We start from the raw sequence: 22747 nt of genomic DNA, 5'->3' as shown, positions 1-22747 counted from the left end.
CCAGCCGGTTGAAGTGATCCATTTCTTGCCATGGTTTCACCTATCAACGACCTAATTTCAACCTGTATTAAAATTTGAATAACAAATTTTTGTTCAAAGGTTCACAATTTTGTAACAATAAAAAGCCAAAATCTAGAAATTTCGTGCTATAATCCAAGTGTAAAGAAAAAAAATAACTTCTTAGGAGGCTCAACCATACGTGTTCGTTCCGTTTATGGACGAAAATGTAAGGGTATTCCTTGTAGGACATTTGGTCAGCTGAGCAATGAAGTCTAAAGAAAAAGCAGAAAAACGGTAATCTTAAACCTTTTTCCTTCTTAGTTGGTTCCTAGTCCATTTGATAGCAACCAATGAAAAAGGATGCCTGTGGCTGGTGAATCCACCCAATAGGCAAAAGAGGGAAAGGTCACGAGTGAGATATCGACCATTCTTGATCTCTTACCTGCTTTAATCAGAAGATGACATTGTGAAGAAACTGAAATTCCAAATAGGAGGAATAAAGAGTTTGGTCGGTCTAAACCGAAAATGGTTTCTTTAAGGAATTTGAATTCCATATAAAAATGTGAATTAATTCCTTCAACGGAACTAACACACATCGGCTGATGGATCATAGTCTCCTTTTAGAGAGCTCAACTAAAGGGGAATGACAATTGCAAACCGATGGCTGGTGTCATGGTTGGGTCTCCTAAGAGGTTATACCAAAAAGGAACTGTTTCCAAAGAAGCAGTTCCTTTTTCTAATGAATTAGATTAAACGTATAGTCATTCAGGTTCATAGGACACTATCTTTGTAAAGGAGTTGACCTTTATTGAAAATGGACAAAAAAAACAAAACAACAGGGTCCTACCATCGCACCGGGGATGGATAACCAGGAAAAACTTGAAAAAAGTGCTTCCAAGCAGGAAATTGATTCAGGAGAATCTACGAAGGTTACAACCTTTTCATACGATGAAGTAGAACAGAGCTAGAAAAAGCTGCCACAAGTCCTGGCAGTTTTTTTGTGGCAAAAACTGAGCCTAAAATACTACTAAAGGGTTATCAAATTGATATTAAAGTGATATCATTATTGGTGAGAAATGGAAAAAGGGAGTGGTTCGTTTGACGGAGAAACCAATAGGTAAAATGAATGGATTTCTAGGTATATTGATATTTTTGTTCTTTTCTGTGATTGCTGTTATTTGTTTTAGAAGTTTTGCCATTACCGAAAATATTCCCATGCTCATAGTTGCGGTAGTGGCAGCGCTTGTCATGTTAATGTTACTCAGTGGTTTCACAGTGATTCAGCCAAATCAGGCCAAGGTGTTTACTCTGTTTGGCAGCTATATGGGAGTGATTCGTCAGGAAGGATTTTGGCTTACAGTTCCGTTAACCATAAGAAATACTGTATCCCTAAGGGTGCTTAATTTTAACAGTGACAGGCTGAAAGTGAATGATCTGGAAGGGAACCCAATCGAAATCGCGGCAGTGGTCGTTTATAAAGTGTCCGATTCGGCAAAGGCCGTATTTGGCGTTGAGGATTATAAAGAGTTTGTTCATACTCAGAGTGAAACAGGCTTACGTCATATTGCCAGCCAATACCCTTATGATAATTTTAATAATGACTATGAAATATCCCTGAGGCAGCACTCTGACGAGGTGGGAGATAATTTAACAAAAGATTTGCAAAAACGTTTGGAAATTGCAGGAGTGGAAATTATAGAAGCAAGAATCATGCATTTAGCTTACTCCAGTGAAATTGCCCATGCCATGCTGCAAAGACAACAAGCAAAAGCCGTACTGGCAGCCCGTAAAGTCATTGTCGAGGGTGCGGTTTCAATGGTGAAATCAGCCATTGATCAATTAAGTTCGGAAGGCATTGTTGAACTGGATGAAGAAAAGAAAGCGCAAATGGTTAATAATCTTATGGTGACGTTGGTTTCGGAAAAAGGAAGCCAGCCTGTAATTAATACAGGAACCATTTATTAAGGTCGTGATAATGTGGCTGAGAAGAAGCGTTTTCTCCTTCGCATTGATTCAAAATACTATGATGCTCTGGAAAAATGGGCGAATGACGAATTTCGCAGCGTTAATGCACAAATCGAGTTAATAATCAAAAAAGCGCTTCAAGACTCAGGGCGACTGGGCAAAACCCAGTTGCCAAAGGATAAACAGGATGAATGATGATGTCGTTTTGGCGGATGTACGAAAGTGAAAAGATTAAATATACTGTTGATTCCGCTCAAAACATGTCGCGTATTAGGGAAACAACTAAAGTTTGATTATCATCTTTTGTCGCACTGTGCGCTTGCCTAGGAAATATCTTTGCGCAAAAATATTGCATATTTCCTAAAAAAAGATGGCGGCTTTCGCCATCTTTTTCCTTCTGTGAGAGGTTATATTAACAGCTCATACACTTCATTTAATTCACGCAGCCTTTTGTCGTCTTGTTCCTGTTGGGCATAGTTGATTTCTTCCGGGAGAATTTTATTTAAAAAATCGATCTCACTGCCGGTTAAGTCACGGACAAATGCTTCCTCCGATTGATAGTGACCCTTTATCAACTTGTGATATAAATGCTTGGCATCTCTATGGTGTTCATCCGTATAATTGGATAGGATTTCTCGTAAAAACCCTAATGTCTGATCCATTTATCATCCATCCTTTCATGATTATTTTTCAACGAACAAAGAATAATATTCACCATACTATCATTGGGACGAATCCTGAAGACACAAAAAAAGCCTATCATTTCAAATGAAATTCAAGGCTCGCTAATCGTTACTTTTTAGTGCAGGTTATGATTCGGTGACTCAAAACATCATGATACTTTACTAACATATTCCCATGCTGATTGAGAATGCCAAACAGTTCAGGTTCAAAATTGGTAGAAAAGTTAAATTCTTGTGCCGGAGTACTATTTTTTAAATCATGGGTTTGCCTTTTAATTTCAATATCCTGGAACCCGGCATTCTTAAAAATCTTTTCCCAATCCTCCTCAAGTAACAAGGAATCAATCGCATAGAACTGTTTGATTTCCGCAGCCTCCTGTTCATTTAGGGGTTGATTGATTGTCATTTCATTAACAATGACACGTCCTCCAGGTTTTAAAACCCTGTAAAACTCCTGTATGGCAGATGGTTTATTGACAAACGCCAATACTGATTCAGAAAGGACAAAATCAAAGGTGTTTTCCTCAAAAGGGATGTTTTCCACGGAACCTTGTGTCAGTTGGATAGGCAGTTGTTGGCCTTGGAAACGACTTTTTGCTTTTTCGACCATGATTGGATTTAATTCTAGGCCGTAAACTTCTGCTTTATATTCGTTATAAAGGAAAGCGGTTGTTTGTCCTGTCCCGCAACCTGCATCCAGTATGCGTGAATCCTTGCTAACTTTCTCGTTTGACAACATTTCCTTCGTTAACCCGATTCCTCCAGGATGTGCTCCTCCAACACCAAACTTTGCCAGAAAATCTATATAGGTTAAGCCTCCCATACATATCACCCAATGTTTTTTTTTTGCATTGTATGAAAAAAAAAGGTAAGTGGTTCATCACTGTGAGTTTGTTTTGGGATGATTGGCTGTAAATGGACAGGGTCTCAAAGAATGCCAAACCAAGGACTGATTACTACTTATATCTTTGTGGATACTGCGTACATTAGCAAATGGAGGGGGAGTTTCTCTCTAAGATTAACTTACAAGGGGTGCTAAAATGAGAAGCATGAGAAAGATGCCGTTTTTCAACTTGTTTATGCCTAAACAGAAGAGCCGGGGGACTATGTGGGCATCGCTGCTGGGACTCGGCATAAGCGCTGCCGTATTTGGGTTAACGAGAGGAAAACGTCAAGATATGGCGCTTCCAATAACAAAGGTAATGAATAACATGACTTCTTCCAGCCCAAATGAAAATCGAATAGGTCAAAAACAACAAGACTCCGGGAAAATGGGGAATCTTGTTAAAAACCTGGCACCCAACTTTAATCTTAATCAAATGGATAATGCTGCCTTAGCGGAATTTTCTGAGGAGCTAATGGAAAGTGCATTAAATAAAAAACAATAACCATTTCAAAAAATAGGGGTCAGGCCTTGCAGGCATGCAATATCCAAATCAGGATATAGCACTGCAGGGTCTGACCCTTTCCATTAATATGGTGGACCCGGAACTTTGCGGGGGACATACTCGATTCCTTCAGACGAAAAGACTGAAATAATCAGCAACCCGCCTAGTGTTCTGGCCCTGATTAATATTGGCTGATTATAGGAATTTTTAAAAACAAAATCAGGTCCATACCAGCTGACGGTAGCATCGCGTCCTGGCGGTATATAGGGAACTTTTCTGCTGTGGGAATATCGCTGGACAATTTTCAGACCTGCATTATCAACGGCATTATAAAGTGTTGAAGAGACCTGACAGATCCCCCCCCCAATATCTTCATCTAACTCCCCTCGGATGATAACAGGTGCTTTCAAATAGCCTTTGTCTTCTGTCCGCTTCCCAACCACTTGATTGAAAGAGAAAGTTTCACTTGGAAATACGACATAATTATTTATGGCATTGGACGCGATTTTAATATTGATGGCACGATTTTTATTACCAAGATTAAAAGATGTCACATAACGACCTATCCGTTGGCTGCTGATATCGCTAAGCAATTCACTATCGATTTTCGGGTAAGCTGGTATCATTGGAACTTCCATCTGTGACAGATGATGATTAAAATAAAAAGAATATAACTGCTCTGTTAATGCCTGCCGGTGGATTTGTGTTCCCAGTTGCTCTGGAATAATTTTGCCATTGGCATCCAACGAGGCATTCTTAGGTGGAACGGAAACCTTTTTCTCCAGCTGTTCCAAAAATTTCTCATATTTATTTGCATTCATGATTGGCAGGTCCGGTAGTGTGTAAAAATATTCCTTTACATGGAAATCGGCAACAGTTTGACCATCCTTGGTAATTGTCACACTGTCAGAAGCGTGAAGGGTCTGTGCCGCCAGATATAGTCCAAACATCCAGGAAAAAAGCATAGCCTAAAACCTCCTCATTTTAATATTGCTAGAAAACAGTCATTTCATGTAATCCCGTTGGGTTCCTCCTGTTTTTGAAACACTGATAAAAATTTTCCAATTCCTTCTTTACAAAAATCAAAAATTATAATATTATCAATAATGATAATAAAAAGGAAATAGGAGATAAATTTATGGAATCTTCAATTGATGTTTTATTGCACCCTGTCAGAATGAGAATTATCCAACACTTAATAAATCAGCAATTAACATCCCAGCAATTACTAGAACGGCTTCCTGATATTCCACAAGCTTCTCTGTATCGCAACATAAAAAAATTGGCTGATGCGGGAATCATTCATATCGTTGACGAAATTCCAGTCCGGGGGACAGTTGAAAAAGTGTATTCCATATATAATCCCAATACATCTTTAAACGGCGCAGACGATCTCAACAAGATGTCGAAGGACGATCAAATGGGCGTGTTTATTAAATTTATGGCAAATCTAATGGGGGAATTTGAACGGTATATAAATCAGGATAAAATTGATTTCAAGGCAGATGGAGTTTCTTTCAGGCAGACTTCCCTTTATTTAAGCGATAGTGAGTTTCTCGATTTTTTTGAAGATTTAAGGAAGGTGTATTTGAAATACACCTCGAACAAACCAATATCCGGCAGAAGAAGAAGAACAATGGCAACCATTATTATTCCTGGAGAGAAGGATGCAGGGGAGTAAGTGAAAAGCAAGCTGGAGCCAAGTGTCGAATCAACACCAAAAGGGTAACCCAATCTTCTCTTATAAAGGAATATTTTGCAGAATTATGTTATAGTAGCGGTAGATAACATACACGTAGAATGCTGCTAGCTGATTGCTATCATGAGGGGAGAGCCTTTAATGGAATCGGAAAGAATTCAGTTAAATGTAAGGATTACCAAAGAAACATCAGCGAAACTGGATGAGATTGTACAGTATTATCAACAGGGACTTAAACTTGGCAGAATTTATAAAGGAGACGTCTTAACAGACATTATTGAAAAATCTTATGAAGTCATGCTGAAACAGAAAAAAATGAATAGACGTTTTATATAATTTTCGACCGGATTCCCATTAATCCGGTCTATTTTTTTAGTAAGTCCATATTATGTTTTTAGAATATTTAGAAAAGGGTTTGAATTATTAAAATCTGAATTGTATAATTGTAATTATACATACCAACCGGTTAGTATTGACTAATTTAATTTTCTGTCACATGATCGGTTGACCCAACAACTTGTAAGCGTGTTCAAGAACAGAATAGACGCTAAAAGGGAGGTATAGGAATGAAATTCACAAGTAAAACAGCCATAGTCACAGGTGGCGGCGGCGGCATTGGCCGCGCGGCAGCCATTCGGTTTGCGAAGGAAGGGGCCAATGTGGTGATTGCCGATGTCGATTCCATTGCTGGCGAGGAGACCGTTAACCTCATTCAGTCAACGGGGGGGAAGTCTATTTTCGTATATACCGATGTTGCTAATTCCGAACAAATTCAAGAATTAATCGCGAAGGCGGTTAACACTTTCGGGGCACTTCATATTATGTGCAATAATGCCGGTATTGGGAATACAGAAGTCAGAAGTGTCGATCTACAAGTAGAGGAATGGGATAAAGTCATTGATATCAATTTAAAAGGAGTATTCCTCGGAATTAAATATGCCGTACCTGAATTGACGAAAGCGGGTGGTGGGGCCATCATTAACACGTCTAGCCTGCTAGGGCTGAAGGGGCAGAAGTACATGTCCGCCTACAATGCATCCAAAGCAGGGGTTGTGGTTCTTACTCAAAATGCGGCTTTAGAATATGGAAAATCCAACATCCGGGTCAATGCCATTGCTCCCGGTGTAATTGATACAAAAATAATTGAAGGCTGGAAACAAAATGACTGGAAATGGCCCATTATTTCCAAGGCCAATGCACTTGGAAGGATTGGAACCCCAGAAGAAGTGGCCAATGCGATTGCCTTTTTGCATCTGATGAAGCATCGTTTATCACTGGTGCGACCCTTTCCGTCGATGGCGGCGGTTTAACTTACTAATGAAAACTAGGAAATTATCAAACTTGATTTAGGAGGTTTACCAATGAGTGAAAACAATGCATGGCTAGCCCATTACCCCGATTCCATTTCCAAAACATTAGAAGTTCCAAATAAACCCGTATGGCAAATCTTAAAAGAAACGACAGAAACCTATCCAACCCATAACGCTATTTCTTTTTATGGAAGAAAAATCAGTTATCAAGAACTGTATTCATTATCGCATGCGTTTACCTCGGCATTACAGAAAAATCAAGTTCAAAAGGGAGATCGTGCGGCGATTATGCTGCCGAACTGTCCGCAATATGTGATCTCTTATTATGGAATTCTCACTTCAGGGGCAATTGTCACACAAATAAACCCGATGTCTGTGGAACGGGAACTAGAATATATTCTGAATGACGCCGGTGTGGAGACCATAGTCTGTTTGGACTCCCTTTATCCGCGCGTAAAAGCCGTGCAGCCCAGGACCAATCTGAAAAATATTATTGTCGTCAGTCTGCAGCCTTCAGGACAAGACTTTGGCCCAGACAGAAGCTTTGAAGCGTTCCTTAAGGAAGGGGATGGCTCCGTTACCCCTGTTTCCTTCGATCCGGCAAATGATGTAGCAGTTCTGCAGTATACTGGAGGCACAACCGGTAGGTCTAAGGGGGCGATGCTCACCCATCGCAATATCTTGGCAAACGTTCTGCAATCCTATGAGTTTTTTAAACATGAAATCAAGATTGGACAAGAAAAATGTTTAACGATTATCCCGCTTTTTCACGTGTTTGGTATGACGTCCTGCATGAACCTATCCATTTTTTCAGCAGCTGAGATGATCATTCTGCCACGGTTTGATTTGGAAGAGGTGTTAACGGCCATTAAAAATGAGCAGCCGACAATGTTCCCAGGCGTGCCGACGATGTATGTGGCAATTACGAATCATCCAAAAGCAGAAGAGTATGGAATTCATTCTATCAAAACCTGCAACAGTGGCAGTGCGCCGATGCCGGTAGAATTGCTGCGCAGTTTTGAAAGAAAAACCGGTTCGAAAATCCTCGAGGGATATGGTTTATCAGAAGCATCCCCGACAACCCACTGCAACCCTCCTTTTGCTGAAAGAAAACCAGGCAGTGTCGGGATTGGCATGCCGTCAACGGAGTATAAGATTGTGGATTTGGCGTCAGGAACCGAGGAAGTTCCTGTTGGAGAGCTTGGCGAAGTCATTATTAAGGGCCCGCAAGTAATGAAGGGGTACTGGAACATGCCTGAAGAAACCGCCAATACCATAAGGGATGGCTGGCTTTACACAGGTGATATTGCCAGAGTGGATGAGGATGGTTATTTATATATCGTCGACCGGAAAAAGGATATGATTATCGCCAGCGGTTTTAACATTTACCCCCGCGATATAGAAGAGGTACTGTATGAACACCCTGCCATACAAGAAGCGGTGGTCGTGGGCGTTCCTGATCCCTACCGGGGTGAGGACGTAAAGGCGTTTATCGTCCTGAAGGCAGGACAATCGGCAACGGAGCAGGAAATCATCCAGTATTGCCGGGAGAACCTGGCGGCCTATAAAGTGCCGCGCAGTGTCGAATTCCGCGAGCACCTCCCGAAAACCGGGGTTGGAAAAATCCTGCGCAGGTCATTAAGAGATGAAACCCTCAAAAAATAATGATTTGCTTAACCCAATTCATATGAAGTGTCACTGATTGAATAAAGGAGAGAAGAAAATTATGGTATAATTTTTTCTAGCATAAAGAACAGATTGTGAGGACATAACGGTGAAAGAAAAAATAATTGGGCAAAGCATCCGCCTATTCGAAAAAAAGGGGTTTAGCGAAACATCGATTCAAGATATCGTGGATTCTCTTGGTGTAACAAAGGGAACATTCTATTATTACTTTTCAAGCAAAGAAGAGTTGTTAATGGACATCCATTTGGGTTATATCAATGAACTGCTTGCCCAGCAGGAAAGAATTTTGAACGATGGGACAAAAACATGCAAGGAAAAATTATTTGAAATCATCTATATGTTGATTAACGATATTAAATCACTCGGATTGGCAGCCAAAATATTTTTCCGTGAAATGAAGAATTTAAGCCAAGAGCGACTGGATTTAATTGTCCCTAAGCGCGACCAATTTCGCTATAACATAGAGGATTTAATAAAAATAGGGATGAAGAATGGCGAGTTCCGCCCAGATTTGAATCCGTCGATCATTACGTTTGGCATTCTCGGCATCACCAATTGGAGTTACCAGTGGTTCAATCCGAATGGAGCGGTTTCTGAACGTGAAGTGGCTGAAATATTTGTAGAAATGATTCTTAAGGGAATCCAGTTCCAATAGAGAAAAACAATGGTGCAGAGAGGGGGACACAAAACCCTACCTCTCCACACGATAACATACCAACCGGTTAGTATAATTCCTTTAGCGTAAGTGAGGTGGAGTTCTTTGCATGAAATCCAAGTAACTGTTAGGTTTGGTGAAACGGATGCACTTGGCCATATCAATAATACCAGTTATTTTATTTATTTGGAGGAAGCACGGATTCGTTTTATAGAAACATTAGGCTTTTCTCTGAATACCAATCAATGGAACTTTATTTTAGCCTCCACTAAGTGTGATTTTATCAGTCAGGGGTATTTTAATCAGAATTTGCTCATACGCACGTATGTCTCTAAGATTGGCACGAAGAGCTTTGATTTAAACCATGATATTATCTGCGCAAAGACGAACCAAAAGATTGCTAAAGGAAAAGCCGTAATGGTTTGCTTCGACTTTGATAAGCAACGGAGCGAAACGATTCCAGAATCATTAAGGAATGCATTAAAAAGTAACCTTGTCCTTTCATCATAGGCAGCAGGGTGAGTGGAGGAGACTGAATTTTTAGAATTGAGGGAGGGAGTTTACATGCCTCATCAAATGAGTGAAGATACAATTCCTGTAAGAAAAGGGGAAGAAGTGAATCTGTCGGTTTTAGAAAAATTTCTACGGGAATCTATCCCGTCCCTGCCGGCGGCGCCCTTGGAAATATTACAATTTTCCGTGGGGCATTCCAATCTGACCTACCAATTAAGAATTGGGGATTGGGAAGCTGTGCTTCGGCGGCCGCCACTTGGTCCTGTAGCACCAAAGGCCCACGATATGGAGAGGGAATACCGGATCCTTGCCGAACTAAATCCCATCTTTCCTGCTGCTCCCAAGCCGATTCTCTTTTCCGAAGACCTGGATATTGTCGGAAGCCCGTTTTTTATGATGGAAAGAAAACACGGCATTGTTCTGGACACTTCATTTCCAGATGGGGTGGAGGTGACACCGGACTTATGCAGACAAATTTCCGGGATTATGGTGGAAAATTTGGCGCAATTGCATTCCATTGATTACAGGACAACAGGTTTGACTGAAATCAGCAAACCGGATGGATTTATGGAGAGACAGGTCCATGGATGGATTGCCCGTTTTGATCGCGCGAAAACTGATGAGATCCCGGTGGTAGATTCGTTAAAAAGCTGGCTGGTAAAACATATGCCAACTCATTCCGATGCTGCGGTGATCCATTACGACTTTAAGTTGAACAATGCCATGTTAAACGAGGATTTTTCCAAGCTGGTTGGCCTGTTTGATTGGGAAATGACCACTGTTGGTGACCCGCTGGCAGACCTTGGGGCAGCGCTAAGTTATTGGAATCTTCCGGACGACTCCGAGCTATTAACAAAAGGTTTGGGTAAGGATCCGGTTACGGCGGTTCATCCGGGCTTCTTTACTAAACATGAGTTTGTCGAGCTCTATGCCAAAAAGACGGGAAGGGATGTCTCCAATTTACATTACTATTTAACGTTTGCCTATTTCAAGCTAGCTGTGATTTGCCAGCAAATCTATTACCGTTATAAACGCGGACAGACGAGTGATCCACGATTTGCTGGGTTAAATCAGTTCGTTAATGGTCTAATACAGCATGCAACGATTATTTCGGGTGAAAAAATTTAGAATAATGGATAAAAGGGGGGAATGGAGTTAATGAGGTTTACACAAACAGTCGCACTGGTAACCGGTGCCGGCAGCGGGATTGGCCGGGCTGCTGCTGTGAGGCTTGCCAATGAAGGGGCAAAGGTAATTTTAACAGGCAGAACAAGAAGAAAATTGGAAGAAACAGCTCAGCTCATTAACCAAAAGAGTAAAATTCCGCTGGCTGAGGTTTTTGCAGCTGACTGTACCGATGAGGAAGATGTTGAGGAATTAGCGGAATATGTCAGGCAGCAGTATGGGGACCTGCATGTGCTCGTAAACAATGCGGGAGGTTCAAGGAATTCGAGGCTTTTAGATATGCCAGTGGAAGAATGGAACTACGTTCAAGATGTTAACTTAAAAAGTGTCTTTCTCGTATCCAAAGCACTCGGAAGAATTATGGCTGAAGCTGCCGAGCGGGAAGAGCACAATCGGGCGATTGTCAACGTGGCCTCTCTGTCTGGACATCAGGCTGGGGCTGAAATTCCCCATTATAGTGCAGCAAAAGCAGCTGTCATTAATTTAACCAGGTCGTTTGCCCTGGAATTATCAAAATACAAAATTCGCGTCAATTCGGTATCTCCGGGCTTTGTTGCCACACCACTAACAGAATCGGGTTTGCAAAATGAGCGCTTTGTCAAAGCGATTCAGCGTAATACTGCATTAGGTAGAGTGGGCAATCCTGAAGAAATTGCCAATGTGATTGCATTTGCCGCATCGCATGAAGCTTCCTATATGACAGGTACGGATTTATTGGTAGATGGCGGATGGCTCATAAAATAGGAATCTATTAAACTTGGAAAGGAAGATGAACATGACGCAAGAACATTTATTAGTGGAAAAAATGGGACCGATTTTATCTTTAACCTTAAACCGTCCGGATAGTTTGAATGCATTTAGCCCCGATATGATTCTTGGATTAACGGAGGCGGTCCTTAAAGCCAAAGAAGATGCTGATGTTCAGGTGATGGTCTTGTCAGGAGCCGGTCGATCGTTTAGTGCAGGCGGCGATGTCAAAACAATGGGCCAAGCAAGAGGCAACCAGGTTTATGAGCATATTGGCAAGTTAAACGAATTGATTTTATTAATGAAAGACGTTGAAAAACCAATCATTGCTGCGGTTCACGGGTTTGCAGCGGGAGCAGGTTTTAATTTGGCTTTAGCTTGTGATTTAATTGTAGCGGCTGAAGACAGCAAGTACGCTCTTAGTTTCTCCCAAGTGGGTTTAATTTCTGACGGTGGCGGTTCTTATCACCTGCCAAGATTAATAGGACCACATTTAGCCAAGCAATTCTTTTTCACTGCCGAGCCGATTCCAGCAGAGCGTCTTTATCAATTAGGGGTCATTAATTACTTGGTTCCATTAGAAAAGCTTCAGGATGAGACCACCAAATTGGCTTTGCGCCTGGCAAATGGCCCTACAAAGGCCTTTGGTAAGCAAAAAAAACTGGTTGAGCAGGCGCTGACATCATCATTGGCTGATATTTTGGAACAGGAGCGGCTTATCCAGCCATTAATGGTGGAAACCGAAGACCATCAAGAGGGCATTGCAGCTTTCAAAGAGAAGAGAAAACCTTCATTTAAAGGCAGGTAAAGCAACTTTTGAAAGCGGTTTATTCATAACCTGATGCATGCAAAAAATTTTTCCAAAAGGGTGATTGGCAATGAAAACAGTTGAAACCGTTACAGGGACGCTTGCGGTTGACAAGTTGGGGAAAACGCTTATCCATGAACACATTATTTTCGGCTACCCTGGATATCAAGGAGATGTCACGCTCGGACCATTTAACGAAGAAGAGGTGCTGGAACAGGCGATTGGCATTGCCAGGCAAATGCAGAGTTACGGTGTCGAAACCGTAGTCGATCCAACTCCAAATGAATGTGGAAGAAACCCGTTATTTTTGAAAAAAGTTTCCGAGGCAACCGGCCTTAATATTATTTGCGCAACCGGCTATTACTACGAAGGAGAGGGGGCCCCTCCATACTTTAAGTTTAGGCAGGGTCTTGGTACCGCGGAACAAGAGATTTATGAAATGTTTAAGGTGGAGATTACTGAAGGGATTGCCGGCACTGGGATCAAGCCTGGAATCATCAAGCTTGCCTCTAGCAGGGACCGGATTACCGAGTATGAACAAATGTTTTTCCGGGCTGCGGCCAAAGTGCAACAGGAAACAGGAATTGTCATTTTAACCCATACACAAGAGGGGACCATGGGCCCGGAGCAAGCCAAAATGCTGATTGAACTGGGGGCTGACCCCAGCAAGATTATTATTGGCCATATGTGCGGGAACACCAATCCGGACTATCACAAGCAAGTGCTTGATCAAGGTGTGAGGATTGGATTTGACCGTTTCGGTATCCAAATGATGGTCGGCGCGCCGTTCGACCATGAACGGGTTGCTACATTGGTGGCCTTGATTAAGGATGGATATGAGGATCAAATCTTGCTGGCCCATGATACGGTCAACATCTGGCTGGGCCGGCAGCCTGTCATGAATGAGCAGGTGACTCAAATCATGGAGAATTGGCATCCAGGGCATATTTTTGATAACATCCTGCCGTCATTACGTGAACAGGGGGTAACCGAAACCCAAATTGATAAAATGCTCGGCGGGAATGCCGTCGGATTATTTGCGGGGGAACCAGCGAAAGTAAAGTAATGGAACAGGCCTTGAATACGTTCAAGGCCTTTTTGTTATGAAAAAACTATGAACAAACTATTAAAGTATAAAGAAGAATAGGGCAGATAGTTTGATATGACGGAAATTTCGATTACACTAGTATTGAATAGTTTTTCTCCGGGAGTTGAATCCATTTTGAAAATATTAGTGATTGAAGATAATAAAAGTGTTTGCTCCATGATTGAAATGTTTTTTGCAAAAGAAGGTATAGAAGGGGCATTCGTCAACGATGGCTTAGAGGGTTACCAGCGGTTTAAAAGCGAGAGCTGGGATGCTTTGATTGTCGACTGGATGCTTCCTGGCATGGACGGCGTTACGATTTGCCGGAAAGTCAGGGAAGAAAAGTTTTCGGTCCCGATTATTATGCTGACGGCCAAAGACAGCGAATCCGACCAAGTGCTTGGGCTCGAAATGGGGGCCGATGATTATGTGACAAAACCATTCAGCCCGCTGACGCTGATGGCAAGAATCAAAGCGGTCACCCGCAGGTTCCAGAACCAATTGTCACTCGAACAAGATGGGATGCTGGTGACGGAGCATTTTAAGATTAATAAAATCACAAGGGAAGTGTCGGTTGACGGGGAACCCATCACGAACTTAACACCCAAAGAGTTTGATTTGTTGTATTTTATGGCAGAGCATCCCCGTCAGGTTTTTTCACGAGAGCAATTGCTTGAGGGAGTCTGGGGCTATCAGTTTTATGGAGATGAGCGGACCGTTGATGTTCATATCAAGCGGCTCCGGAAGAAAGTTGAGACAACCTCACAGCCATTTTTCCACACTGTTTGGGGAGTAGGGTATAAATTCGATGACTCGATCAAAGCCGACAAAGTTTAAGTATTTTTATCAGCAGTTCTTTAGCCATATTAGTATTATTATATTGCCGTTTTTATTGCTGAGTTTATTATTCGCCCATTACCTGGAAAATTTGGTTTATCAAAATAAAGCCGATGAATTGATTTCTTATGGAAGGGCCATCCTCTCCGATATGAAGGAATCTCCCATTAATGCAGAACAGATTCTCAGCCAGTATAGTTCTGTTCTAGCGGCAAGGAAAATGAGTTTCAGTATATTTGACCAGAATGGGAAAATTTATATTGTCGGAAAAAACGGACCTGTTATAAAAAATCTGACCGAAAGTGATTGGAATAAAATCACAAACGGGCAAACCTTAATTTTTCCAATTGACTATAAACGGTTTGGCCAAGAAGGAGTCACCTTTGTTGTTTTGCCATATGTCGATAATGGCCAATTTTTCGGAGGAGTACTGCTCATCTCCCCCATCAGCGGCTCTAGTAAGATGATTCAAGAGATTAATAAAATCCTCTTATATACCATCTTAATTGCTTTGGCCGTTGCGTTTATGCAAAGCTGGTACTTATCACGCATACATGTGAAACGGATTAAACGGCTGCGTGAAGCAACATCGCTAGTATCTGCGGGAGATTATAATGTCCATGTTACGGAATCGAGTTTTGATGAGATTGGAGAACTGGCGATTGACTTTAATAATATGGTGAAAAAGATTAACGCTTCCATGGAAGAGATTGAAAGTCTGGAAAACCGCCGCCGGCAATTTATGTCGGATGTGTCCCATGAACTAAGAACCCCGCTAACGACCATCAGCGGCGTTATTGAAGGGTTAAGGAATAATATGATTTCCGAAGAGGACAGGGAGCGGGGAATCAATCTGGTCAGTCACGAAGCGAAACGGTTGATTCGTCTTGTGAATGAAAACCTCGACTATGATAAAATCCGCTCCAACCAGATCCAATTATACCGGGAGGATATTCAGGTGTTGGAAGCCCTTGAAATTATCCAAGAGCAACTAAGTTTTCAAGCTGAGGAAAAAAATGATCGGATTGTGGTCGAAGCGTCTCCGGATATATATGTGAATGCCGATTATGACCGGTTAGTGCAAATCCTTATCAATATAACGAAAAACAGTATCCAATTCACACAAGATGGCACTATATGGCTGCGGGGAAAATCAGAGCCGAATGGAGTGATCATTGAGATTGAAGATACGGGTATTGGCATTGACCCGGATGAAGTGGAAAATATCTGGCGCAGGTTTTATAAGGCGGATATTTCCCGAACCTCCAATCCGTACGGTGAGTTTGGGCTGGGGCTTTCGATTGTGAAGCAGTTGGTCATGCTCCATAACGGTGAAATCCATGTTTATAGTGATAAAAATAAAGGAACGAAATTTGTCATTCGCTTCCCGATCATCTAAATTTTTCTGCTGCCGGACGCCGGCAGTTTTTTATTTTTCTAAAATAAGTTAAAGTTTGTTAATAATTTCTTAAGATTTGTCTGGTAAAGTAAAGACATATAAAAGATTAAGTATAAAAAAGGAGATCGATTCTGATGGATTTCAGACATGAAGATGAGTTTCAAACAACTCAACCCAATGTGACAGAACACACAGAATATCCAATAAATGAGGAGCATTCAGAGGTGAAAAGCGAGGTAGAGGATGAAAAACGTTCAGAATCAGAAGAGACTGTTTTTCAAGAAGAAACGAAACCGCTAGAAGAATTTTCGGAAAAACCGGAACCTTCATCGCTCGAACAAACCAGAACCGCTAGCGTGGCAGATAAAAAAACTTCGAAAAAAGTGAATTTCAAAGGAATTGCTTCAACAGTGGCGGCCGGTGTCATTGGCTCGGCTCTTACCTTGGCAGTGTTGCCCCATACGGATTATCTGAAAAACTTTTATCCGGATGGCGTTAGCCAATCCACCAGTAACGCTTCGGGAACTGCCGCTCAAGTGAAAACTGTTTCTGCTCAGCCTTCAGCTGTATCTTCTGGCTCAATAGCGGATACAGTCGAGAAAGTTTCAAAGACAATTGTAGGGATTGTCAATTATCAGCAGAGCAGCCAGTCCAATGGTTTTTATGGAATGCCTAGTTCGTCACAAAGTTCGTCACAAAATGTGGAATCCGGCTCCGGTTCAGGGGTGATTTTTCAAAAAAATAGCGACAATGCGTATATCATAACAAATAACCATGTAATCGAAGGTGCCAGTCAATTGGAAGTATCCTTGTATAATGGAGAAAAAACAAAAGCCGAGGTTGTAGGTTCGGATGCCTTAACCGACCTTGCTGTGTTAAAAATTGACAGCAAATATGTGACGGATGTAGCTGTTTTTGGAGATTCCTCGGCATTGCGTCCTGGTGACCAAGTAATGGCGATTGGCAACCCGCTGGGAAGCGAATTATCCAGAACGGTGACACAGGGGATCGTCAGTGCTGTTAACCGCAGTATTGAAGTAAACACCTCTGCCGGTAACTGGGAAACCAATGTTATCCAAACGGATGCTGCTATCAATCCAGGAAACAGTGGTGGCGCTTTGATTAATACGGCAGGACAAGTTATTGGGATTAATAGTTTGAAGATTTCCGAAGATGGTGTAGAGGGATTGGGGTTTGCCATTCCTAGCAGTGATTTTATCCCGATTGTCAATCAGCTCATTAAAGATGGAAAAATTGAGCGGCCATATCTTGGAGTTAGCCTTGCTGATTTAGAACAAGTTCCCCAAGGGTATGTGGAGGGTCTTCCTAATTCCGTAACCAAAGGGGTTTATGTAGCGGAAGTGCAGCAAAACTCAGTGGCAGACAAGGCCGGTTTGCAAGCGAGGGACGTGATCGTTTCAATGAATGGAACAGATATTGGCAGTTCCTCGGAGTTAAGAAAATTTCTTTATACGAAAGTGAGCAAAGGGGACCAAATTAAATTCGGAGTTTACCGAAATGGAAAGGAAATCACCCTAACCGCAACATTATCTGAATAAAATTAAGGAGTAGATTTACTAAAATGACTTTGATTAAAAACCATAAAAAAATCGTTACGGCTATTCTTGTACTAGTAGTAGCATTAGCCGTTGTACTTGGTATTACCCTGAAAAAAGATAGCGCTGTTGCTTCCATCAATGGCCAATCGATTACAAAAGATGATTTATATAGTGAAATGGTAAAACAATATGGCTCAGCTACGGTTGATCAAATGATTGCGGATAAAATTGTAGCCTCTGAGGCGACCAAGAAAAAAGTTACTGTGTCAAACAGTGAAGTCAATAAACAAATTGACGCCTTAAAGAAATCGTATGGCGGGGAAGACATGTTTAACCAAATGATTGCCAGCAATAATACAACCCTTTCCCAAGTCAAATCCGACTTAAAAAATTACTTAACAATCAAAAAGTTGCTCGAACCACAAATCAAAATTACCGAAGATGAAATGAAAACCTATTTCGAGGAAAATAAAGATTCATTTGCTCAACCTGAACAGGTAAAGGCCAGCCATATCCTAGTGGCGGACGAGGCGACAGCCAACGAAGTAAAACAGAAGTTGAATGACGGCGCTGATTTTGCGGAACTGGCGAAACAATATTCAACAGATAGCGGCACGAAGGATGACGGTGGAGAGCTAGGTTACTTCGGAAAAGGCGATATGGTAGCAGAATTCGAAGATGTGGCATTCTCTCTAGATGTAAATCAAATTAGTGACCCGGTCAAAACCGACTATGGGTATCACATCATTAAAGTAGAAGATAAGAAGGCAGCTACAGAAGCAAATTACGATGACAGCAAGGCAACCATAAAAGACACATTAATCGATCAAAAATTAGATACTGAATATACCTCATGGTTGGAGAAAAAGAAAAAGAGCTATAAAATTGAAAATACGTTAGATGCTTAATCACTACACAAAAAAAAGGGGCGAACAAAACAAGTTCGCCCTTTTTATCATGAAATCATAAAACAGACTATCCGCAGCCCCGATTATTCCCTATAATTAGATTGTTTAATAGTATGGGGGACAGGGCCCCACTGAGATAAAGCGTTAATGTGCCGGGGGACAGGCCCCCGGCAAGGTAAAGCGTTAATGCGCTGGGGGACAGGCCCCCGGCAAAGTAAAGCGTTAATATACTGGGGACTGTCCCCTGAAAATGAGGTTTTTTGAAAAATGCAGGTTAATTTCTCGATTGGGCAGGTTATGGTGCTGTTGTTGACTACTCTATTTGGGGTGGTTTGTTCTGTGGTTTTTCAATTTCCGTTGGTGGTTGGCTTTTTGCCGGGGTTATTGGTGCTGGGATGGCTTGCTTTCAGGAAAGGTTATGCTCTGAAGGAAATCCTTATTATTAGTTTATTGGGTGTAAATCAAGCTAAAATTGTTCTTTTGATTTTATTTCTTGTCAGCTTCTTGTTGCCTTCTTGGTATTTGTCCGGGACGATTGATCAAATGGTACAAGTGGCACTGGGATTAATTGCTCCGAGGCATTTTTTTGTTTTGGCATTTTTGTCCTCTATGGCCTTTTCGATGCTTCTTGGTACCACAATCGGTACCTTGAGCTCAATCGCTGTTCCAATCTTGGGTACAGCCGCCGTTCTTGGCCTGCCGGCTCAAATGACAGCTGGTGCATTGGTTGCCGGCGCATTTGTAGGCGACCGCACTTCACCTTTTTCAAGCTCGCATCAATTATTGGCACATACTGTTGAAATTCGTGTGAATAAACAGGAAAAAGCGATGCTTCCGTCCACCTTAATGGCCCTGTTCCTTTGCTTTGTTTTTTACGCAGGGCTTGATGTCCTGATCGCTGGGAAAGTGTCTGGGGTGGAACGGCACATGGAGTGGAACAGGCTGTCCCTGGCAAAATTTATCCCGCCAATGGTTCTCATTTTGTTTGTTGTGTTCCGGATTCGGATAGCTTACGCGTTTCTTTCTAGTATTCTATCAGCAGCCGTACTAGCTTTCATTGGAGGGACCCCTACCTTTGAAATCATCGATGCTTTCTGGCGGGGGATTGAAGGGGTGGGAGGCGGCTTCGTCCATATGTATGAACTGTTGTTATTTCTTATGGCGGCAGGTGCTTATAATGGCCTATTGGAAAAATTAAATATCATCCAGCCGTATTTGGAAAAATGGCTGAAATCATCAAAAAGCTTAAAGGGGGATACCTTCAAAGTCCTAATAGCAGGGGGAATGATCAGCTTAATTGCCGCAAACCAAACTTTGCCGATTATTCTAACCGGAAGGTCGTTCCTGCCGCACTGGTCACTTCGTTATAGCAAAGAGGAATTGGCCAGAGTCCTGGGAGATTCGGTTATGCTCTTCCCAGGAATGGTTCCTTGGAGTGTGCTTACCATCATGTGCAGCACAATCGTCGGCATTCCAGTCTCGAGCTATTTGCCCTATGCTCTGTTTTTGTGGATTCTGCCTTTGATTAGCATGTTATTTTCTATATTGAAGCCTTTGTTCAATTCCATTAAAAAAAGGACGATGGCAGCATAAAACGGGTACCAAAAAGGTACCCGTTTTATGCTGGGAAAACAACTGCATGAAAATTCCTTGTTGCACATATAAGTAGTTATAAAGATTTTGGACAAGGGATGGTATCATGCTGAAAAAATTGGCGGTAATCGGGTTTGGCAGCGCAATGATTGGTATCGGCATCAATGGATTTATTCTTCCTTATCATTTGATTAGCGGCGGATTTTTTGGAGTCAGTTTACTATTAAATTATCTATTCGGGTATAAAGCTGGAATCACTTTTATTCTGCTGAATATCCCCGTTTACCTATTTGCTTATAAGTCGGACAGGGAATATTTTTATAATGGAGTGATTGGTGCAGTATGTTCTGGTTTCATGATTGAATTGTTGCTGCCGATTAGCGGCACAGTTCATTTGCCAATTTCGAGCAGTATAATGATCGGAGCCACTGCCATTGGCATCGGCGCAGGGATTATGCTAAGAAATCATATTAGCCCTGGGGGAATTGACTTGCTATCGCTGCTCATTTCTAAATGGTCCCACCTCAATGTTGGGATTGTTGCCTTTTCCATTGATACAGTCATCATTTTGACAGGACTCTTTCTCATTGGAGACCCAAAACTATTATTCTCCTTATTAATTGTCTCCATTATCGGGTTGCTGATAAGCATCATCACTTCATTCGGCAATCCAAAATCCCCGTTAATCAAAAGTTGATTCCAAAGTTCCAATCCAACGGTAAAGTTCATCTTTCTTTCACTCTTTTTTCAGAAATGCCTGTTATCATGAAAGTAAAAGGGGAATTTTTGAAACGGAGTGATGGCGGTGAACATTCTGCTTGTGGAAGATGATACGCGGCTCGGCAAATTAATGACCCATTTGCTTAAGAAAGAGTTTCATCACGTGGAGTGGGTCACTAACGGAAAAGATGCATACGATTATGCTATTCTCACGGATTTTGATGTGATTCTCCTGGATTGGATGCTGCCAGGGGAAAGCGGGCTTACTGTTTGTAAACGTCTCCGGGAAAGAGGGAACTCGAACGGGATCTTATTTATAACCGCGAAAGATGCCAATCAAGATATCATCACCGGCTTAGATGCAGGGGCGGATGATTATATTGTCAAGCCATTTGAATTTAATGAGCTACTAGCAAGAATCAGGGCCATAAGCAGGAGAAAAGTCAAGCAGTATGAACAGAATATTACGATTGACGGGCTTTCGCTCAATTTAAATACCCATGAGGTATGCCGCGGGAACGAGGTGGTTGAGCTGACAAAAAAAGAATACCAACTGCTGGAGATTTTAATGAGAAACCATAATCAAATCGTTACCAGAGAGCAATTGGTAGAAAAGCTTTGGGGCTATGATAACGAGGTATCCGATAATGCATTGGATGCCCTGGTGAAATTGGTCCGGAAAAAGGTGGATATCCAAGGTAAAGAATCATTTATTCAAAATGTCCGGGGAATTGGCTACAAAGTGAGACATCCGTATGTTTAACAAAGTCAAAACGAAATTAACTCTTATTTACACGGTTTCCTTGGTTTTATTTTTATTCCTGTTTATTGGCATCCTTTATTTGATTATTTCCCATCAAATTGACGAGAAAGAAGTCGAACAATTATCCGCCTACTTTAAACACGAACAGCATGAATTTTATGAAGACCTATACGAAAAACAACAGCATGAAGTAGAATTCGAGCCGAACCGGTCGATTTTTTATTATGTCTACAACGCAAAAAACGAGCTCGTGTCAGGGGAAGAAACAAAAAAAGGTTTTCTGGGGGCAATAAGGGAAAAACCTCAAAAAATATCTAATGATGAACCATTTACTATAGAATGGAAACAAAATCATTTTTTGTTTACAAAACAACCTTTGGCAAAGGAAGGCTTTGTTCTTTTGGGCACAGATATTACCGATGAAAAACACTTGGTTGAAAATATCACTTGGACCTTGTTTGCATTAACCATTGCCTTCAGCCTGATTTTTGCTTTATTGGGCTATAATTTTGCCGGACAGGCAATGAAACCCATCAAGTCTGCTTTCGAACAGCAGGAAAAGTTTGTTTCCGATGCATCACATGAATTAAGGACTCCGTTAAGTATTTTTTATAGCTCGGTGGACCTGTTAATGCGAGAGGAAAAGCAGCATTTAAGTCTGTTTGGGCAGGAAGTTCTCGAAGATGTCAAAACGGAAGCACAGCTGATGAATAAGCTGGTGAATGATTTATTAACCTTGGCCAGAAGCGACAAGGGACAACTAAAGATGGACATGAAACAAGTCTATCTTTCGGACCTGCTAACATCCATTTATCAAAGGTTTTCTAGGAAGGTTCCTGAAAATATCTCCTTTGAGCAAAGGATTCATCCGGGAATCTATCTTACCTGCGATGAGACAAGAATTCAGGAGTTGGTTTATATTTTATTGGATAATGCCATCCGGTTTACCCAAAAAGGAAATGTCGTCATTAGCTTGGTACCGGCCAATAATGAAAAGGTTTTAATGGTGGAAGATACGGGTGTCGGAATTGCAGCTGATGATCTCCCGTTCATCTTTGATCGGTTTTACCGGGCTGATAAAGTACGGGAAAAGGGGGGCGCGGGGTTGGGGCTTTCCATTGCCCAATCCATCGTCAAAGCCCATGGCGGGAGGATTGAAGCCAAAAGCGCATTAGGCAAGGGAAGCATTTTTACTGTTGCTTTTAAAGAAACAAGATGAAACAGCAGCCCAAATGTGGGGCT

23 protein-coding genes and 1 pseudogene are annotated in these 22747 nt (G+C 41.7%); 21 read left to right on the top strand and 3 right to left on the bottom strand.

Annotation, left to right across the window (positions count from 1 at the left end; translation table 11 throughout):
* Positions 1–1098 precede the first annotated feature (1098 nt).
* Positions 1099–1965 carry an SPFH domain-containing protein gene (locus ACY8D0_RS17635; RefSeq protein WP_462411815.1) on the top strand — a complete coding sequence of 289 codons (867 nt, stop codon included), beginning with the start codon at positions 1099–1101 and terminating at the stop codon, positions 1963–1965.
* 12 nt (positions 1966–1977) lie between these two features.
* Complete coding sequence (locus ACY8D0_RS17630; RefSeq protein WP_462411814.1) at positions 1978–2160, top strand: type II toxin-antitoxin system antitoxin; 183 nt, start codon at positions 1978–1980, stop codon at positions 2158–2160.
* A gap of 212 nt (positions 2161–2372) precedes the next feature.
* On the opposite strand, the gene ACY8D0_RS17625 is transcribed toward ACY8D0_RS17630, so the two are convergent.
* Together ACY8D0_RS17625 and ACY8D0_RS17620 are read right to left on the bottom strand one after the other, a co-directional pair.
* Entirely contained in the window at positions 2373–2627 is a 255-nt protein-coding gene (locus ACY8D0_RS17625) for a sigma-G-dependent sporulation-specific acid-soluble spore protein CsgA (protein ID WP_462411813.1), read from the bottom strand.
* A 130-nt stretch (positions 2628–2757) separates the two neighbouring features.
* Complete coding sequence (locus ACY8D0_RS17620) at positions 2758–3471, bottom strand: class I SAM-dependent methyltransferase (protein WP_462411812.1); 714 nt, start codon at positions 3469–3471, stop codon at positions 2758–2760.
* 217 nt (positions 3472–3688) lie between these two features.
* Between ACY8D0_RS17620 and ACY8D0_RS17615 the strand changes: the two genes are divergently transcribed.
* Positions 3689–4036, top strand: a complete 348-nt coding sequence (locus ACY8D0_RS17615; protein ID WP_462411811.1) for a hypothetical protein — start codon at positions 3689–3691, stop codon at positions 4034–4036.
* Positions 4037–4119: 83 nt separating this feature from the next.
* Here ACY8D0_RS17615 and ACY8D0_RS17610 read toward each other — a convergent pair whose 3' ends face one another.
* Complete coding sequence (locus ACY8D0_RS17610; RefSeq protein WP_462411810.1) at positions 4120–5001, bottom strand: VanW family protein; 882 nt, start codon at positions 4999–5001, stop codon at positions 4120–4122.
* Positions 5002–5174: 173 nt separating this feature from the next.
* Between ACY8D0_RS17610 and ACY8D0_RS17605 the strand changes: the two genes are divergently transcribed.
* The 18 genes and pseudogenes from ACY8D0_RS17605 (at position 5175) to ACY8D0_RS17520 (ending at position 22724) form a co-directional block, all read left to right on the top strand.
* On the top strand, positions 5175–5717 hold the full coding sequence (locus ACY8D0_RS17605) for a helix-turn-helix domain-containing protein (protein WP_462411809.1): 543 nt from the start codon (positions 5175–5177) through the stop codon (positions 5715–5717).
* A gap of 159 nt (positions 5718–5876) precedes the next feature.
* Entirely contained in the window at positions 5877–6071 is a 195-nt protein-coding gene (locus tag ACY8D0_RS17600; RefSeq protein ID WP_462411808.1) for a hypothetical protein, read from the top strand.
* Positions 6072–6301: 230 nt separating this feature from the next.
* Positions 6302–7053: pseudogene (locus ACY8D0_RS17595) on the top strand (SDR family NAD(P)-dependent oxidoreductase).
* A 43-nt stretch (positions 7054–7096) separates the two neighbouring features.
* Positions 7097–8710 carry a long-chain-fatty-acid--CoA ligase gene (locus ACY8D0_RS17590; RefSeq protein WP_462411807.1) on the top strand — a complete coding sequence of 538 codons (1614 nt, stop codon included), beginning with the start codon at positions 7097–7099 and terminating at the stop codon, positions 8708–8710.
* A 109-nt stretch (positions 8711–8819) separates the two neighbouring features.
* Positions 8820–9386 carry a TetR/AcrR family transcriptional regulator gene (locus ACY8D0_RS17585; RefSeq protein ID WP_462411806.1) on the top strand — a complete coding sequence of 189 codons (567 nt, stop codon included), beginning with the start codon at positions 8820–8822 and terminating at the stop codon, positions 9384–9386.
* Positions 9387–9491: 105 nt separating this feature from the next.
* Positions 9492–9896, top strand: coding sequence for an acyl-CoA thioesterase (locus tag ACY8D0_RS17580; protein WP_462411805.1), 405 nt, complete (start codon positions 9492–9494; stop codon positions 9894–9896).
* Between the two features lie 54 nt (positions 9897–9950).
* Complete coding sequence (locus tag ACY8D0_RS17575) at positions 9951–11027, top strand: phosphotransferase family protein (RefSeq protein WP_462411804.1); 1077 nt, start codon at positions 9951–9953, stop codon at positions 11025–11027.
* A gap of 30 nt (positions 11028–11057) precedes the next feature.
* On the top strand, positions 11058–11828 hold the full coding sequence (locus ACY8D0_RS17570; protein WP_462411803.1) for an SDR family NAD(P)-dependent oxidoreductase: 771 nt from the start codon (positions 11058–11060) through the stop codon (positions 11826–11828).
* Between the two features lie 31 nt (positions 11829–11859).
* Complete coding sequence (locus ACY8D0_RS17565) at positions 11860–12639, top strand: enoyl-CoA hydratase/isomerase family protein (RefSeq protein WP_462411802.1); 780 nt, start codon at positions 11860–11862, stop codon at positions 12637–12639.
* A gap of 70 nt (positions 12640–12709) precedes the next feature.
* Positions 12710–13705 (top strand): phosphotriesterase family protein, encoded by a 996-nt coding sequence (locus ACY8D0_RS17560; protein ID WP_462411801.1) that lies wholly within the window; start codon positions 12710–12712, stop codon positions 13703–13705.
* A gap of 156 nt (positions 13706–13861) precedes the next feature.
* Positions 13862–14563, top strand: a complete 702-nt coding sequence (locus ACY8D0_RS17555; RefSeq protein ID WP_462411800.1) for a winged helix-turn-helix domain-containing protein — start codon at positions 13862–13864, stop codon at positions 14561–14563.
* Positions 14535–15962, top strand: coding sequence for a sensor histidine kinase (locus ACY8D0_RS17550; protein ID WP_462411799.1), 1428 nt, complete (start codon positions 14535–14537; stop codon positions 15960–15962). The genes ACY8D0_RS17555 and ACY8D0_RS17550 overlap by 29 nt, the downstream gene beginning before the upstream one ends.
* A gap of 134 nt (positions 15963–16096) precedes the next feature.
* A complete protein-coding gene (locus ACY8D0_RS17545; RefSeq protein ID WP_462411798.1) occupies positions 16097–17521 on the top strand; it encodes a S1C family serine protease in 1425 nt (474 codons plus the stop codon).
* A gap of 23 nt (positions 17522–17544) precedes the next feature.
* Complete coding sequence (locus tag ACY8D0_RS17540; RefSeq protein WP_462411797.1) at positions 17545–18429, top strand: peptidylprolyl isomerase; 885 nt, start codon at positions 17545–17547, stop codon at positions 18427–18429.
* 267 nt (positions 18430–18696) lie between these two features.
* Positions 18697–20022 carry a Na+/H+ antiporter NhaC family protein gene (locus tag ACY8D0_RS17535; RefSeq protein WP_462411796.1) on the top strand — a complete coding sequence of 442 codons (1326 nt, stop codon included), beginning with the start codon at positions 18697–18699 and terminating at the stop codon, positions 20020–20022.
* A gap of 106 nt (positions 20023–20128) precedes the next feature.
* A complete protein-coding gene (locus ACY8D0_RS17530) occupies positions 20129–20719 on the top strand; it encodes a YitT family protein (protein ID WP_462411795.1) in 591 nt (196 codons plus the stop codon).
* A 108-nt stretch (positions 20720–20827) separates the two neighbouring features.
* Positions 20828–21505, top strand: coding sequence for a response regulator transcription factor (locus ACY8D0_RS17525; RefSeq protein WP_462411794.1), 678 nt, complete (start codon positions 20828–20830; stop codon positions 21503–21505).
* Positions 21498–22724, top strand: coding sequence for a sensor histidine kinase (locus ACY8D0_RS17520; RefSeq protein ID WP_462411793.1), 1227 nt, complete (start codon positions 21498–21500; stop codon positions 22722–22724). The genes ACY8D0_RS17525 and ACY8D0_RS17520 overlap by 8 nt, the downstream gene beginning before the upstream one ends.
* Positions 22725–22747: the final 23 nt, after the last annotated feature.

It is taken from the genome of Neobacillus camarae (assembly GCF_054950115.1).
The sequence above is the reverse complement of the archived record's forward strand: the minus strand, read 5'-3'. Positions and strand labels throughout refer to the sequence as shown.